Annotated in this window: 13 protein-coding genes; 7 read left to right on the forward strand and 6 right to left on the reverse strand. The window is 63.5% G+C overall.

Translation table 11 applies throughout. The annotated features are described in order from the left end of the window. Positions 1-34: 34 nt before the first annotated feature. From G3O06_RS15570 to G3O06_RS15580, 3 genes are all read right to left on the reverse strand, one after another. The gene (locus tag G3O06_RS15570; RefSeq protein ID WP_205816670.1) at positions 35-334 is read right to left on the reverse strand and encodes a helix-turn-helix transcriptional regulator; all 300 of its coding nucleotides are present in this window, start codon (positions 332-334) and stop codon (positions 35-37) included. A gap of 117 nt (positions 335-451) precedes the next feature. Beyond that, on the reverse strand, positions 452-2,317 hold the full coding sequence (gene ilvB / locus G3O06_RS15575) for a biosynthetic-type acetolactate synthase large subunit (protein ID WP_205816644.1): 1,866 nt from the start codon (positions 2,315-2,317) through the stop codon (positions 452-454). Further along, on the reverse strand, positions 2,314-2,613 hold the full coding sequence (locus G3O06_RS15580; protein WP_205816645.1) for a hypothetical protein: 300 nt from the start codon (positions 2,611-2,613) through the stop codon (positions 2,314-2,316). Before G3O06_RS15580 ends, ilvB begins: the two co-directional genes overlap by 4 nt. Positions 2,614-2,851: 238 nt before the next feature. On the opposite strand from G3O06_RS15580, the gene mug reads away from it, so the two are divergent. The 5 genes from mug (at position 2,852) to G3O06_RS15605 (ending at position 9,225) form a co-directional block, all read left to right on the forward strand. Continuing rightward, on the forward strand, positions 2,852-3,379 hold the full coding sequence (gene mug / locus G3O06_RS15585; RefSeq protein WP_205816671.1) for a G/U mismatch-specific DNA glycosylase: 528 nt from the start codon (positions 2,852-2,854) through the stop codon (positions 3,377-3,379). Positions 3,380-3,892: 513 nt separating this feature from the next. Continuing rightward, complete coding sequence (locus G3O06_RS15590; RefSeq protein WP_205816646.1) at positions 3,893-5,518, forward strand: MFS transporter; 1,626 nt, start codon at positions 3,893-3,895, stop codon at positions 5,516-5,518. Between the two features lie 11 nt (positions 5,519-5,529). After that, positions 5,530-6,606, forward strand: a complete 1,077-nt coding sequence (locus tag G3O06_RS15595) for an HlyD family secretion protein (protein WP_205816672.1) — start codon at positions 5,530-5,532, stop codon at positions 6,604-6,606. Then, on the forward strand, positions 6,603-8,126 hold the full coding sequence (locus G3O06_RS15600) for an efflux transporter outer membrane subunit (RefSeq protein WP_346779528.1): 1,524 nt from the start codon (positions 6,603-6,605) through the stop codon (positions 8,124-8,126). Before G3O06_RS15595 ends, G3O06_RS15600 begins: the two co-directional genes overlap by 4 nt. A 364-nt stretch (positions 8,127-8,490) precedes the next feature. Next, positions 8,491-9,225 carry an ABC transporter substrate-binding protein gene (locus G3O06_RS15605; RefSeq protein ID WP_205816647.1) on the forward strand — a complete coding sequence of 245 codons (735 nt, stop codon included), beginning with the start codon at positions 8,491-8,493 and terminating at the stop codon, positions 9,223-9,225. Between the two features lie 45 nt (positions 9,226-9,270). Here G3O06_RS15605 and G3O06_RS15610 read toward each other — a convergent pair whose 3' ends face one another. Further along, positions 9,271-10,212, reverse strand: coding sequence for a LysR family transcriptional regulator (locus tag G3O06_RS15610; RefSeq protein ID WP_241020047.1), 942 nt, complete (start codon positions 10,210-10,212; stop codon positions 9,271-9,273). A 164-nt stretch (positions 10,213-10,376) separates the two neighbouring features. Between G3O06_RS15610 and G3O06_RS15615 the strand changes: the two genes are divergently transcribed. Beyond that, on the forward strand, positions 10,377-11,297 hold the full coding sequence (locus tag G3O06_RS15615) for an alpha/beta hydrolase (RefSeq protein ID WP_205816649.1): 921 nt from the start codon (positions 10,377-10,379) through the stop codon (positions 11,295-11,297). Between the two features lie 87 nt (positions 11,298-11,384). After that, positions 11,385-12,020, forward strand: coding sequence for an SDR family oxidoreductase (locus tag G3O06_RS15620; RefSeq protein ID WP_205816650.1), 636 nt, complete (start codon positions 11,385-11,387; stop codon positions 12,018-12,020). A 53-nt stretch (positions 12,021-12,073) separates the two neighbouring features. Here G3O06_RS15620 and G3O06_RS15625 read toward each other — a convergent pair whose 3' ends face one another. Then, complete coding sequence (locus G3O06_RS15625) at positions 12,074-12,991, reverse strand: LysR family transcriptional regulator (protein WP_205816674.1); 918 nt, start codon at positions 12,989-12,991, stop codon at positions 12,074-12,076. A 217-nt stretch (positions 12,992-13,208) separates the two neighbouring features. After that, entirely contained in the window at positions 13,209-14,522 is a 1,314-nt protein-coding gene (locus tag G3O06_RS15630) for an aromatic acid/H+ symport family MFS transporter (RefSeq protein ID WP_205816651.1), read from the reverse strand. Positions 14,523-14,791 lie beyond the last annotated feature (269 nt).

A 14,791-nucleotide genomic window follows, 5' to 3' on the forward strand; every position in this document is an offset into this window, starting at 1 on the left:
CGCGCAGGTGCAACCGATTCGCGGCGGACGCCCGTCACAGGTGCAAATAGACCTGCTTGCCGAACGCACGTATCACGTCTTCATTCCGGGACAGGAATATCCACTGGCCCACTCGGGTCGAAACGAGAAGGCCCGCGTCGATCAACATCGCGATATGTGCCGATACGGTCGACTGCGACAGGCCGCTGCGCGCATGGATCGCATTCGATGGAACGCCATGACCAAAGTCGATGGCCCCCCGCGCGAACACCTCGTTCGGCGTCTTCAGCCACGCGAGGATTTCACGCCGGAAGGGGTTCGCGAGGGCCTTGTGAATCAGATTCGTGTCAATCATGATGGTCGACCAGGATCGGGAGGGAGGTTGACGAAACGGCACCACGCGAGCGCAGGCCACGACATGCATCACGCCGATGCCCGCATCAAGCGCTCGCCTCATCACGACGCCATATCGTCAGAACATATCTGTGCCGGGCAGCTGCCCCGAGGCCTGAACACCTTCGCCCTGATCGGGTCGAGCCCGGATGAAGGGCCCCGTGACCATCGTCGAGTAGCTTTGACCCGGCCCCACCATCGGGAACACGTCGGCGTTCGGGTCGATCATCACTTCGAGAAAGGCAGGTCCATCAAACTCGATGAATGCCCGGAGCGTGTCCTCGAGTTCGTCTGGCGCTTCGACGCGGCGGGCAAATTCAAACCCGTCGGCCTGTGCCGTCATCACGAAATCCTTGCGATGAAGCGACTTGTCGCTCACGAACATCCGTCCGTCGAAAAACAGACGCTGCCACTGCCGGATCATCCCGTCACCGCGATTGTTCAGGACCAGCACCTTCACGGGAACGCGATACGTGCTCGCCGTTTCCAGCTCGCCGATATTCATCCGGATGCTGCCGTCACCGTCGATGTCGATCACAAGGGCATCCGGCCGCGCCAGCTGCGCGCCGATCGCCGCGGGCAGCCCAAAACCCATCGTTCCCATGCTGCCGGACGTCAGAAAGCTGCGAGGCTCGACGAAATCGAAAAACTGCGCAGCCCACATCTGATGCTGGCCAACGCCCGTCGTGACGATGGCCCGCCCGCCGGTCATCTCGCCGAGCTTCTCGATCACGAGCTGCGGCTGAATCGCCGCGTTGTTCCGGTCGTAGTTCATCCCGTGGCCACGCTTGAGTTCCGCCACGCGGTCGAGCCAGTCCGACGGGGGTGTCACGACCCGGTCATCCCGCATCAATGACAGCAACGCGTCCTTCGCATGGCCCACGTGACTCCACTGTGCTCGCTTGACCTTGTTGATCTCCGCCTCGTCGATGTCGATGTGGGCAACATGCCGTGCGCCCGGCGCGAACCGCTCGGGACGGCCGCCGACCACCCGATCGTCGAATCGGGCACCCACCGCAATCAGGAAGTCGCAGTCTTCCACCGCGTAGTTCGCGCAGGCGGCACCATGCATGCCCAGCATGCCCAGCAACAGTTCGTGTCTCGCCGGCATCGCGCCGAGGCCCATGAGCGTGGTCACGACCGGAATCCTGTAGCGCTCCGCAAACTGCCTCAGTTCCGCCGTTGCGTCGGCCGCGGCAATGCCGCCGCCCACGTACAGCAGCGGTCGCCTGCTCTGCGCCAGCAGATCGAAGAATTCGGTGCGCTTGTCCGCATCGAGACGCGCGCCTTTTGCCACCATGCGAAGACGATCGGAGTACCCGCGAAACTGCAAGGTACCGTGTCCGAGAAAGGGCCCCGTCCAGTTCTGGATGTCCTTGGGCACGTCCACGACAACCGGCCCCGGACGGCCGGTGCGTGCGATTTCGAATGCGCTTCGCAATGTCTGTTCCAGTTTCGCTGGATCGGTCACCAGGAATACCTGCTTGGCACACGCCGACATGATGTTGAAGACGGGCGCCTCCTGGAACGCATCGGTGCCGATCATGGCACGAGGCACCTGTCCGCATATCAGCACGACGGGAACCGAATCACCGTTGCAGTCGGCGATCGGCGTCACCGCGTTCGTCGCGCCCGGGCCGGACGTCACCATGAACACGCCGACCTTGCCGCTGGCACGTGCGTAACCTGCGGCCATGAAGCCCGCGGCCTGTTCATTCGCAGGCACGACGAACCGGATCTGGCGCTCGGGGTGCGCCTTGTTCAGTTCGTTGTAACGAAACACGGCGTCGTAGGTAGGCAGGATTGCGCCGCCACTGTATCCAAACAGCGTATCGACGCCCTGCTCCGCGAGTACTCGCAGAATGATGTCGGCACCCGACATCGATTCGCCGGCGTGAGGCGGCTGAGGAAGAACTTGCGAAGTAACGCTCGGGTTTCGGGTCATGGCTGGCTCGCATGGAAACCGGCGCTGACGGCGTCAGCAACCTGGATCAAAGAAGGATGTCCCTTCCAACTCGAGAACAGCGTATGTTCGACACCAGTGTGTGGACGATTGCGCCGACGGGTTTTCCGTATCCGGCCCGGTCCATCCAGCACTTTCTTGAGCGCGCGACTGGAAGAATTGCGAAGGTGGGTGAAGCGCATTTTGCCGACGATTGCACTTGTCTGCCTGTCCATGAAGCGCGTTTGAAGGCCAAAATGGGCCACATCCGGGCCACGACGAATCGTGACGGTGCGCATCGCGCCGATGCATGGTCGGCCAGCGATGATCGACAAAAATGCAGACCGTGCTTGCGGTCAGCTTTCTTCCAACGCGGCAAAAGTCAATGGCCGGACTGCGCGCCCCTGCCATCCGGCCATTGCGGTAAGCTGCCGCAACGCACGTCATTGCGGCCCGGCGTGCCGGTTTGACGCCGTTCGCAACGGCACCTTCCTGCTCGGACACGCAGATCAGTCACCAAGAACCCTCGCATCCGTGATGCGCGTTGATACGCGTCAACCTCTACCGGATATTCTCAAGCCGGGTTTGTCGGTCATATTCTGCGGCATCAATCCAGGACTTCGTTCGGCATCGAGCGGCCACCACTTCGCGAACGGTAGCAATCGGTTCTGGCGTGTCGTTCACCTGGCGGGGTTTTCTCCGGAACAGATTCATCCCGAACAGGATCGCACGCTCCTTCGATATGGTTGCGGCCTCACCACGGCGGTTTCGCGTCCGACGGCGCGGGCCGACGAGTTGTCGCGCTCGGAGTTCGCAACGGCCGCGTCCGGCTTCGAGCGAAAGATCGAACACTATGCACCCCGATACATCGCCTTTCTTGGCAAGATCGTGCTGGCTGGCATGTCAGGCCGGCGCGAGATTCAGTGGGGGCCGCAACCCGATGCGTTCGGCGGTGCGCGCGCGTGGGTCCTGCCGAATCCAAGTGGCCTGAACAGGGCGTTCGACCTCGATGCGCTGGTGGCTGCCTACCGGGCATTTCGCGTTGCCGTTGCGTCCACGCCTTGAAGTTGCGCGCTGCTGCGCTGTGTCTCCGTCACGAAATCCACGAAGGCCTATACCTCGCCGCTCGACATGAAGCAGGTTCACCGGAATCGGCTCGGGCTCGAAATCCGTCACGACATGTCGAGTCGGCATGAAGCGGCCATGCGTGATCCGCATCGTCGGCGAGGCTCGTCATACCGGCCGGACAGATACAGACTCGTTCGGATTACGACGGTTGTGACGGCATCTGTCGTCGCCGTGGCAAATTTTTCTCACTCATTGGCCCAAAACCTGACTCGTTCACGCTTTGGGAAAGTCGGCCCATCTCCGACAATGAACGCTCGCATCACGTGGTCGCAACACGCCGGAAACTGGCCTGCATCGCCGACCTCGCGGATCTTCCACATCACGTCGCACCGTATCCGAACGAGCATACCCCCCCATGTTTTCCGCAATGCTTGAAGTGGCGCCCCTACCTGAACATGACGCACGCCGCATCCCGATGCCGATTCGATCTGCCGTTGGCCCATCCCCCTTATGAGTACCGCCGATCCTTTCACGACTGGAACAGGCGAATCGACCCTCGCACGACCACCGGCGCGCGTTCCCTTACAAGAGCCGGAGGTACGGGGACAACCGGCCTCCAGGCAGGCCGCCCTGTCGCCGCGTGTTGCTGTCGGCCTGATCGGGATGCTGTTTGCCTCCCTGCTGGCGATACTCAACGAACAGGTCACTGCGTCGGCGATGGCCGATATTCAAGGCGCACTGTCGATCGGGCATGACGACGGGACGTGGCTGACCGCACTGTTCGAAGCCACCAATGTCGCGACGATGGTGTTTGCTCCATGGTTCGGGATCACCTTCACGCTGAAGCGGTTCACGATCGGCGCCGCGCTCGCCACGCTGCTCCTCGGGGTACTCTGCCCGTTCGCGCCGAACCTGCTTGCGCTCTATGTGCTGCGTGTGCTGCAGGGGATCGCCGGCGGCTGCCTGCCGCCGATGCTGATCATCGTGGCGCTGCGCTATCTGCCGCCGAAGGTCAAGCTGTACGGGCTTGCCGGCTATGCGCTCACTGCCACGGTCGGGCCGGCGCTCGGCACGCCGCTCGCGGCGTTGTGGACGGAGTATGTCAGCTGGCGCATGGCTTTTCTTCAGGTCGTGCCGCTTGGCGTCGCGAGCTGTGTCGCGATCCAGTTCGGGCTTCCAGCGGATCCGCTCAAGCTCGAACGACTGGGTTCATTCAACTGGATCGGATTCCTCACGGGATATCCGGCCGTCGCCATGCTCGTGATCGGGCTGCTGCAAGGCGATCGCCTGGACTGGCTCGATTCCGGATTCATCTGCGCGATGTTTGCCGGGGGCGCGCTGTTGTTGGCGGCGTTCTTCGTCAACGAATGGTTTCACCCGCTGCCATTTTTCAAGTTGCAGATGCTGGGCCGCCGCAACTTTGCGCACGGCCTCCTGACGCTCGCGGGCGCCGTGGTGCTGCTCGTCGGCGTCGCCGCGATACCGGGCCAGTATCTCGCCAGGGTTCACGCCTACCGGCCCCTGCAGACGGCCCCCCTGTCGTTGCTGGTTGCGGTGCCGCTGTTGATTGCGCTCCCGTTGACGGCGGCCGTGCTGAACCTTCGTCAGGTTGACCGCCGATGGGTCCTGGGTCTCGGGCTGTGCCTCATGGTCGCGACATGCCTGATGGGAAGCGTCATGACCTCCGAGTGGATTCGCGACAACTTCTACTTGCTTCAATCATTGCAGATCGTGGCCCAGCCGATGGTGATCCTGTCGATCCTGATGGGCGTCACGACCGGCTTGCCGCCAGTGGAGGGCCCGTTCGCGTCGGCGATGTTCAACTCGCTAAAGACGTTCTCCGCGGCTGCGGCAACGGCCCTGATCGAAGGGCTGGGCACCGATCGTGAACGCTTTCATTCGAACGTGCTGGTGGACCATCTGGGCAACAACGCGCTGGTGACGAGCCAGGGTATCGACGCCGCGCATGGCCTGGGCGAACTCGCACACCGCGTCCACGAGCAGGCCTTGGTCCTGACTTCAGCGGATCTTTATCGCGTCATGGCGAGCGTCGCCGTTGCCCTCCTTCTTCTTGTTCCGGTATTGCCCGTGCGGATCTATCCGCCGTGGAGCACTACGCCACCCACGCCCCATTAAGGGACGAAATCATGTCGACTCTCACCCGTTCTCCTCTCAAGATTGCTTGCATTGCCGCTGCGGCCGTTGTGGCCGGCATTGCCGTATGGGCCTGTGCAAGGCCGTTCTTCGCGCCGGGCGCCGAATCCACGAACGATGCTTATGTGCAGGCGGATTTCACGCTCGTGGCACCACGCATCGCCGGTCAGATTTCCGACGTGCTGGTTGGCGACAACCAGTCGGTGAAGGCTGGCCAATTACTGGTGCGCATCGATGATCGCGACTTCCGGGCAGCCTTGGCGAGCGCGCAGGCGGACGTGGCGGCGGCCAGGGCGGCCGTCGCAAACTATGATGCCGAGATCGTGCGGCAGCCTTCGCTCGTCGAGCAGGCTCGCGCGACGCTGCGAGCCGACCAGGCGGGTATCGCGTTTGCGCGAGCAAACGCGTCGCGCTACCAGAGCCTTTCGGACGCCGGCGCGGGAACGGCGCAAGAGCAACAGCGCGCGTCGAGCGCCCTCGACGCGCAGCTTGCGCAGCAGGCCCACGATCAGGCCGCGCTGACAGCGACCGGGCAGAACCTCGACGTGCTGCGCAGCCAGCGTGACAAGGCGGCCGGCGCGCTCGCGCGGGCCGAGGCAGCGCTCGAGCAAGCCACGCTCAACCTGTCCTATACCGAGATTCGCGCGCCGGTCGACGGCAAGGTCGGGCGGCGTTCGGCGCGGGTCGGCGCATTCGTGACACCTGGCGCAGCGATTCTCGCGATCGTCCCGCTCTCGGACGCCTATGTCGTTGCCAACTTCCAGGAAAACCAGATCACCAACATGCGGCGAGGCGCAGGGGTTCGCATCAAGGTCGACAGCTTTCCGGGCGTCGTGATCCGAGGCCATGTCGACGGTCTTGCGCCCGCTACCGGCGTGAGCTTCGCGCCGATCGCGCCCGACAATGCAACGGGCAATTTCACGAAAATCGTGCAGCGCGTGCCCGTCAAGATCACGATAGACCGCGGGCAGCAGGCAGCATCCGCATTGAGCGTGGGCCTTTCAGTCGAAGCGGAAGTGGCCGTCGGCGACCATGTCGATGCACGGGCAGACGGAGGGAACGCGAAGTGAGCACGAGCGAAATCTTCGCCCGCGAGGCGGTAGTGACGATACTCGCCTGTCTGGTGATGGCCGGTTGCACCCTGGGCCCGGACTTCGAACGTCCGCAGACATCGACACCCGACGTCTTCAAGCGAACGGAAACCGCGCAAGCATCGAGCAAGCCTGTCGAATCGCCATTCAGCCCGGATTGGTGGACGCTGTTCGACGATCCGATGTTGAACGCGCTGGAAAATCAGCTGCCCAGCGCGAACCTCGACGTCGCCGCGGCGTCGTCGCGTTTACGACAAAGCCGGGCTGAACAGCGTGTTGCGGGTGCAGCGGAATATCCGACGCTCGATGGCGCCGCGTCGTACAACCGCGAGCGTGGAAGCGAGAACGGCATCTTGTCGCTGCTTGGAGTCACGCCGACGCAGACTCAGCCGCAATCGGCCGGGGGCAGCACGCCGCTCGGCGTGGCGCCGTTGCCGGGGTCCAAGGGTTCGCCGGCTTACAACCTGTACCAGGTCGGCCTGGATGCTTCGTGGGAGATCGACATCTGGGGCCGGGTTCGACGCGGTGTCGAAGCGGCAACCGCGTTGACGGATGCGTCATACGAGGATCGCAATGCGGTCTTGCTGTCTTCTCGTGCCGAGCTCGCGCGTGACTATATCGAGTTGCGCGACACGCAATCGCAGCTCCAGATCGCGAGACAGAACCTCGGGATTGCTCGCGACGCGGTGAAGCTGACGCAAGTCCGCGTGCGCGAAGGCGTGACGACGGACCTGGATGTCGCCAATGCTTCCGCACAGGTCGAGTCGATCGAAAGTCTGATTCCGACGCTCGAATCGAAGGGCGAGATCACGATCAACGCGATGGGGGTATTGCTCGCGAAGGAGCCGGGTGCGCTGCGGCAGACGCTCGGCGAGCCGCGAGCCGTCCCGCCGCTTCCTGAAAAGGTGCCGATCGGCTTTCCGTCCGAACTCGTGCAGCGCAGGCCGGACATCAGACGAGCGGAGGCGCGGTTGCATGCCGCCACGGCGTCGATCGGAATGGCGAAAGCCGACTTTTATCCGCGCATTGCGTTGAACGGCAGCGCGGGGTTCCAGAGCCTGCAGCTCTCGAGCCTCGCCAACTGGGCATCCGGCCAGTTCGTCGTGGGACCGTCGATTACGCTTCCGATCTTCGAGGGCGGGCGTCTGAAGGGCACGCTCCATTTGCGCGAGGCACAACAGCAGGAAGCCGCGATCAACTACCAGCACACCGTGCTCGTTGCGTGGCGGGAGGTTGACGATGCGCTGGTCGTCTACGACGCCGAACAACGCCGGCGCGATCGCCTCGTCACGGTGGTGTCCCTGAACCGGCGCGCGCTCGCGATCGCTCGGCAACGGTACAAGGCAGGCGCCGCCGACTATCTCGACGTGCTGAATGTGCAGAAGCAACTACTCGAGGCGCAAAGCAATCTCGAGCGCAGCAAGGCGACCGCCGATACGAATCTCGTCACGCTTTGCAAGGCACTCGGCGGTGGGTGGGAATCGGCGTATCCGAGCTGAGACGTTTCTTGCAGCCATCCGGCCATTAGGTTCCCTTTTATCCTGGAGACAAGGAGAACTCGATAAGGAGGCGATTTGCCGACGAGCGGATGCCAATCATCGATGGCCTGAATGATTTCAGTCGGAAAAATTCGATTCTTCGCAGGAAACCGCGGCGCCTTGGAGCGTGATTGCGTAACCTGACGCCTGATTTGTCTCGAGTGGCGGAAGGCAGGTGTATTGCATCTCCGAGTTGGCGACGAAGGCAGGCTTGCGCCGCTCGACGCCGCTCCATGACAAAAGCCAGGTGATAAGCTCGATGCCGACACACCGTCGCGCATCGACGCGCCCCGAACCCTGACCCTACGACCGCAACGAGCCTCCCATGCCCCTCGCCCCTTCCGTCCTCTCCGCGTTCACGCCGACCGGCAAGCTTCGCGCGTCGATCAATCTCGGCAACCCGATCCTTGCGAACCGCGACCCGGCGACGGGCGAGCCGTTCGGCGTGTCGATCGACCTCGCACGCGCGTTCGCCGAATGCCTGTCGGCCGAGCTGGAGCTCGTGGTGTTCGACGCCGCCGGCAAATCGGTGCAGGCATTGACCGACGAGCGTGCCGATTTCGGCTTCTTCGCGGTCGATCCGCTGCGCGGCGAAACGGTCGCGTTCACGGCGCCGTACGTGCTGATCGAGGGGTTCTACCTTGTGCGCGACGCGTCGCCGATCCGCACGAACGCGGACGTCGACCAGCCCGACAACCGCGTGACCGTCGGCAAGGGCAGCGCGTACGACCTGTTCCTCACCCGCGAACTGAAAGCCGCGCAGATCGTGCGTGCGCCGACGTCGCAAGCCGTCGTGCAGACCTTCATCGAACAGCAACTGGAAGTGGCGGCGGGCGTGAAGCAGCAGCTCGAGGCTGACGCTGCGAAAACGCCCGGCCTGCGCCTGCTCGACGAGCGGTTCATGGTGATCCGGCAGGCCATGGGCGTGCCGAAGAGCCGCGGCGAAGCGGCCGCAGCGGCGCTGAATGCGTTCGTCGAGGAAATGAAGGCGTCGGGCTTCGTCGCGGATTCGCTGCGGCGGCATGGGATCACCGGCGCATCCGTCGCGCCGCAAGCGTGATTGCATGGGGCGTGACGCAGCGATCCAGGACTGCGATCGCCCCGCTTACCGGCCGCCCGGCTTCACACAGCCGCCCCGGGTGCGGGAAGCCACGATCGCTTCCCGCTTTTCCACCAGAAAATCGATCAGCGCCCTGATCTTCATCGGCATTTGCGCACGAGTCGGCGCGTACACGTAGAAGCCGGCGAAGGGCCTGCACCACGGTTGCAACACCCGCACCAGCGCGCCGGAATCCAGATGCGGCTGCACGGCGATGTCGATGTGCTGGATCAGCCCGACGCCCTGCAATGCCGCGCGGATCATCCCGTCGTCGTCATTGGTGGTGATGCTGCCCAGCGGCTCGACCGTGAAGCCGTGCCCCGACGCGTCCGGCGACGCAAACTCCCACGGATGGATGGCCCCGCTGACCTGCCGGAATCGCAGGCAATTGTGCCGGGTCAGATCGGCCGGCGTCTCCGGCTCGCCGTAACGCTTGAAGTAGGCCGGCGTGCCGACGACCGCCATTTCCAGCGACGGCGTAATCGGCACGGCCACCATGTGCGGCGCGAGGCTCTCGCCGATCCGGATGCCGACATCGCACCCGTCGGCCACGATGTTGGCCAGGCCGTCGTCCATCACCAGTTCCAGGCCGAGCCCCGGAAAGCGGGTGCTGAACTCCTCCAGGTGCGGCTCGATCAGCGTCTTGGCGGCGACACGCGACGTGTTCATGCGAATCAGCCCGGTCGGCTCGTCGCGCGCCTCGTGCAACGCGTCGACGGTCCGTTCGACGGCAACCAGCGCCGGATACCACACGTCGTAGAGCCGCTGCCCTTCCTCGGTCAGCGACATGTCGCGGGTCGTCCGGTACAGCAGCTTGACGTTCAGCCGGCGCTCGAGCGCTTTTACGTTCTGGGAAAGATTCGCACGGGAAACGCCCATCTCGGCGGCCGCCTTCGTGAAGCTCCGGTGATGAGCGACGTGGGCAAACCATGCGAGCGACGGAAGCAATGAAGGGTCCATGCCGATGCCATTGTCAATTTCAAAATACCACTGTAGTCCGGATTGCGATCTTTCGTAAATCCAATCGGCTCTCTATATTCGAGTTGTTGCCCCGGTTGCCAAAGCGTCACCCGGCCCGGCGAACCTCGAATCGCCCCCTGATAGGAGCTGTCATGAAAAGTGTGAAGATCAAGAATCTGTACTGGGACATTGCCGCCAACGTCTACTTCCCGCCGAATTTCGATGAGGGCAAGCAGTACCCCGCCATCATCAGCGCGCATCCGATCGGCAGCTGCAAGGAGCAAACGTCGGGGAACGTATACGGCGAGGCGCTGGCGAAGGAAGGCTTCGTGGTCGTTGCATTCGATGCCAGCTTCCAGGGCGACAGCGGCGGCGAGCCGCGCTATATCGAAGATCCGACGGTGCGGGTCGAGGATTTCCGCGTCGTCTGCGACTACCTCGTGACGCTGCCGTATGTCGACGAAGCGCGCATCGGCGTGCTGGGCATCTGCGGCGGCGGCGGCTACTCGATCAATGCGGCGATGACCGAGCGTCGCATCAAGGCGGTGGCCACCGTGACGGGCGCCAACTACGGCCGCCTGATGCGCGAAGGGTTCAGCAACTACAACCCCATTGCCGCGCTCGAGGCAATGGCGAAGCAACGGACCGCGGAAGCGCGCGGCGCGGCGCTGCGCGTGGACGACCTGCTGCCGCCGTCGCCCGAGGCGGCCTGGGAAGCCGGCATCACGGAAGTCGACGTGTACGGCGCGACCGAATACTACCGCTCGGATCGCGGCCGCACGCCGAACGGCGTCAACCGCTCGCTGTTCTCGCACCAGGCTGTTGCCGTGGGCTGGGACGCGTTCCATCTGTGTGAAACGCTGCTCACCCAGCCACTGATGGTGGTGGTGGGTGACCAGGTCGGTGCATTCGGCGCTTATCGCGACGGTTGCGAAATCATCGGCCGCGCGGCATCGAAGCAGAAGGAACTGGTGGTCATCGAAGGCTGGTCGCACTACGACCTGTATGACAAGCCGGAGCCGGTCGGCAAGGCGCTCGCCAAGCTGATCCCCTTCTACAAGGAAAACCTGTAACCCCGTTGCGGGGACCACACCGGCCATCTCTTGCGCCAAGGAGCCCGTCCCGGGTTCCTCATTTTTTCGGAATCCGGAACAAATATCATGACCAACGTATTGATCCTCGGCGCCAGCGGGCAGATTGCCCGCTGGGCAGTGCAGATGCTGGGCGAGCACCAGGACGTCAGGCAAACCCTGCTCGTGCGCAATCCTGCGAAGCTGGCCGGCAACGAACCCGCCAACGCGAGCGTGGTGATCGGCGACGTCCTGGACAAGAAACTCCTGCCCCGGATCATGGACGGGCAGGACATCGTCTATGCCAACCTGGCCGGTGACGTCGACGTGCAGACCGAACATGTGCTTGCCGCGATGAAGGCCGCGAACGTCAAGCGGTTGATCTTCGTCAATTCCCTCGGCATCTACGACGAGGTGCCCGGCAAGTTCGGCGACTGGAACCGCCGGGAAATCGGCCAGTACCTGCCGCCGTATCGCCGGTCCGCCGACCTGATCGAGGCATCCGATGCCGACTACACCATCCTCCGCGCCGCGTGGCTCCAGGACAAGGACGAGGTCAGCTACGAGATCACCGGTCGCGACGAGCCGTTCAAGGGCACCGAGGTTTCGCGCAAAAGCGTCGCCGCGCTGGTCACCGAGCTGGTCGCGCATCCGGACAGGCTGGTGCGTGCCAACGTCGGCGTCAACAAGCCGGGGACCGACGGCGATCGACCGGCTTTCGTCTGACGTTCCCGGGCGGCCATGCCGGGCGTCGGCAGGCCTGCCGCCCGATTCACCCGTCAGTCGCGCGGCCGGTCGAGCAGTTGCTTGACCAGCGCGCGCACGATCGGATTCTGTTCGCGACCGCGCGCCGTCGCGATATGAATGCGTCGCACCGCCCACGGTTCGGCCAGCTCCACCACGGCCACCCGGCTGAACAGCTCATGACTGACCAGGCATTCCGGCTGAATCGTCACACCCAGCCCGGCCTCGACGAGACTGACCGCGACGCCCGCACTCCGGACGCCGTAGCGTGGCTTGAATTCCTCCCCCAGACGCCGCGCGGCCGCACGTATCACGCCGACCATCGCCGTGACGGCAATGACGTTCTCCGGTAGAAGATCCTTGAAAGTCACGCTCGCACGTCCGCTCAGGTGATGCTCTTTCGGGACGACTGCGATCAGCCGGTCCTCGCGGTACGGCGTGATGTCGACGCCACCCAGGTCGATCTCGTGGGCGGCGGCAAATACACCCACATCGGCTTCGCCGCGGGTCACCGCGTGCACGATCTCCGCGTTCTCCAACTCCTGGACCACGAGTTCCACCCGCGGATACTCGCGGCTGAACTCGCCGACTTCACGCGCGATAAACGGCACGATGATCGACCGTGCCGACGCGACGGTCAGCTCGCCCTGCATGCCCTCGGTAAAGGAGGCAATCTCGGAGCGCATGTCGTCCAGGTCGTCGAACATCTTGCGGATATAGCGCAACAGGACTTCACCCGCCGGGCTCGGCGACACGCCTTTCGGGCCGCGTTCGAGCAGCTTGACGCCGGCGATGTCCTCGAGATCCTGGATACGCTTGGTCGCCGTTGACGCAGCGATATTCTCGCGGATCGCGGCCAGGCCGATCTGCTGCTCTTCAACCGCAGACACGAACAGTTTCAGCGTGAACAGATCGACCTGCCGAATCAGGTGCAATCGGTTGAATGTACTCATGTCTCCTCGCATGCACTTGTTCATGACGTTGTCGGGCGTCATGCCGCACGGCGCGCGGGTTCGTGCCCGCTCATCCCGCCATGGCAACGCGTCGAGCCAGTCCGTGCCTGCTGCGGCAGCGATGCCGTGTTTCAACGGCGTGCGATGCCGCCCTCAGCGATCGTACACCTGTGCCCTGCCGCATGTTGTGCGAACGCACGATCTCGCCGACGGTACGTCACGCCTTCGCATACGACGCGTCGATGCGTGCTGCTTTAGGAATCTGCGTCACCACGATCGCGGCAATGACGGACGGTATCGCGAACACGTAGAAATTCCATTGATGCCCGAGGTTCGACCCGACGACCCATCCGCCGATCATCGGCCCCAGCACCGAGCCGATTCGCCCCAGACCCTGCGCCGTCCCGATGGCCGAGCCGCGACACGACGCCGGGAAATACGCGGCGATAAAGCCGTACCCGAGCGTCGTCGATCCGATCGAACCGAGGCCCGCGCCGAACACCGCCACCATCAGCCACGCGTAGCCGGGCTTCTGGCTCATGACCAGCAGCGAAAGCGCGCACACGAGAAAAAGTGAAATGAGGATTTTCCGGGCGCCCACGCGATCGGCGAGCCACGCCCCGATCAGGTTGCCGGCGACGGCACCGAACTGCATGACCAGCAGGAAGTGCAGCGACGATCCCACCGGATAGCCGGCCTTGCGCATCAGCGTGGGCAGCCACACGTTCATTCCGTAGACGACGATCTGCCCGCAAAAGAACAGAACCGCAAACAGCAGCACCTTCGATCGCCAGTCGGCCGACATCGCGAGCCTGAAACCGCGCGCATGGTTCGCTGCCGCATGAAGCTGCCGCTGGTGCGCGTGATCGGCCAGCACGCGATCGAGATCGATCGAATAGCGGACTGCCAGTTCGCGCGCCTCGTCCATCCTGTTGCGTTCGACGAGAAAACTGACCGACTCCGGCAGGAAGAAAACCATGACGGGCAGGATGAATACGTACAGCGCACCGGCGCCGTAGAGCACTCGCCAGCCATGGCTCTGCAGCAATGCGATGGCCAGCAGCGCACAGACCACGCCGCCCACCGCATAGCCCGTGAGGGCAAGTGCGTTGTAGAGCTGCCGGCGATTTCTCGGCGCGTATTCGATCGTCAGCGCCACGGACGACGGCACTACGCTTCCCAGTCCGATCCCGGTGAGAAAACGGGCGATACCCAGTTGCGTCGGCGAATGGGCCAACGCGCAGAGCAGCGAGCCGACGGAGAACCACAGCACGCCGGCCATGATGAGGTTGCGCCGGCCGATCCGGTCGGATAGCGATCCGGCACCGAACAAACCCAGCATCAGACCGGCCAGTGTCCAGCTTCCGATCATGCCGGCACCGCTTGCACTCAAGCCCCATCCGGGTTCTGCGAATAGCGCCGATACCGTGGCACCGTAGACGATGAGGTCATAACCGTCGACGGCAATCGTCATGAAACACAGCAGAACCACGAACAGGCTGCTGCGAGAGCGAATGGATGAATCGTTCACGTTGTCTCCTTTTTTACTCGTGATTGCCCGTTGTCGACCGGGCTTTTTGTATGTTCTCGCCCACTATAGGGAAGCGATATTTTTCGACCAAGTGACGGATTTCGAAACAGCGCTTGATCAAATTCGAATCGCGTTCCGCGAGATCGGAACCCCGACTTCGCGAAGGAAGGAATGCGTTCGATGCACGTCGCCAAATATGCATTCGTACGTCGTTCGGGCTGCCGCAGCGTGATTCTTCGTACGGGAAGTCGTGGCGACACTGTCTCGAC

This window comes from Burkholderia sp. Ac-20345, from assembly GCF_017104825.1.
Taxonomy (GTDB): Bacteria; Pseudomonadota; Gammaproteobacteria; order Burkholderiales; family Burkholderiaceae; genus Burkholderia; species Burkholderia lata_B.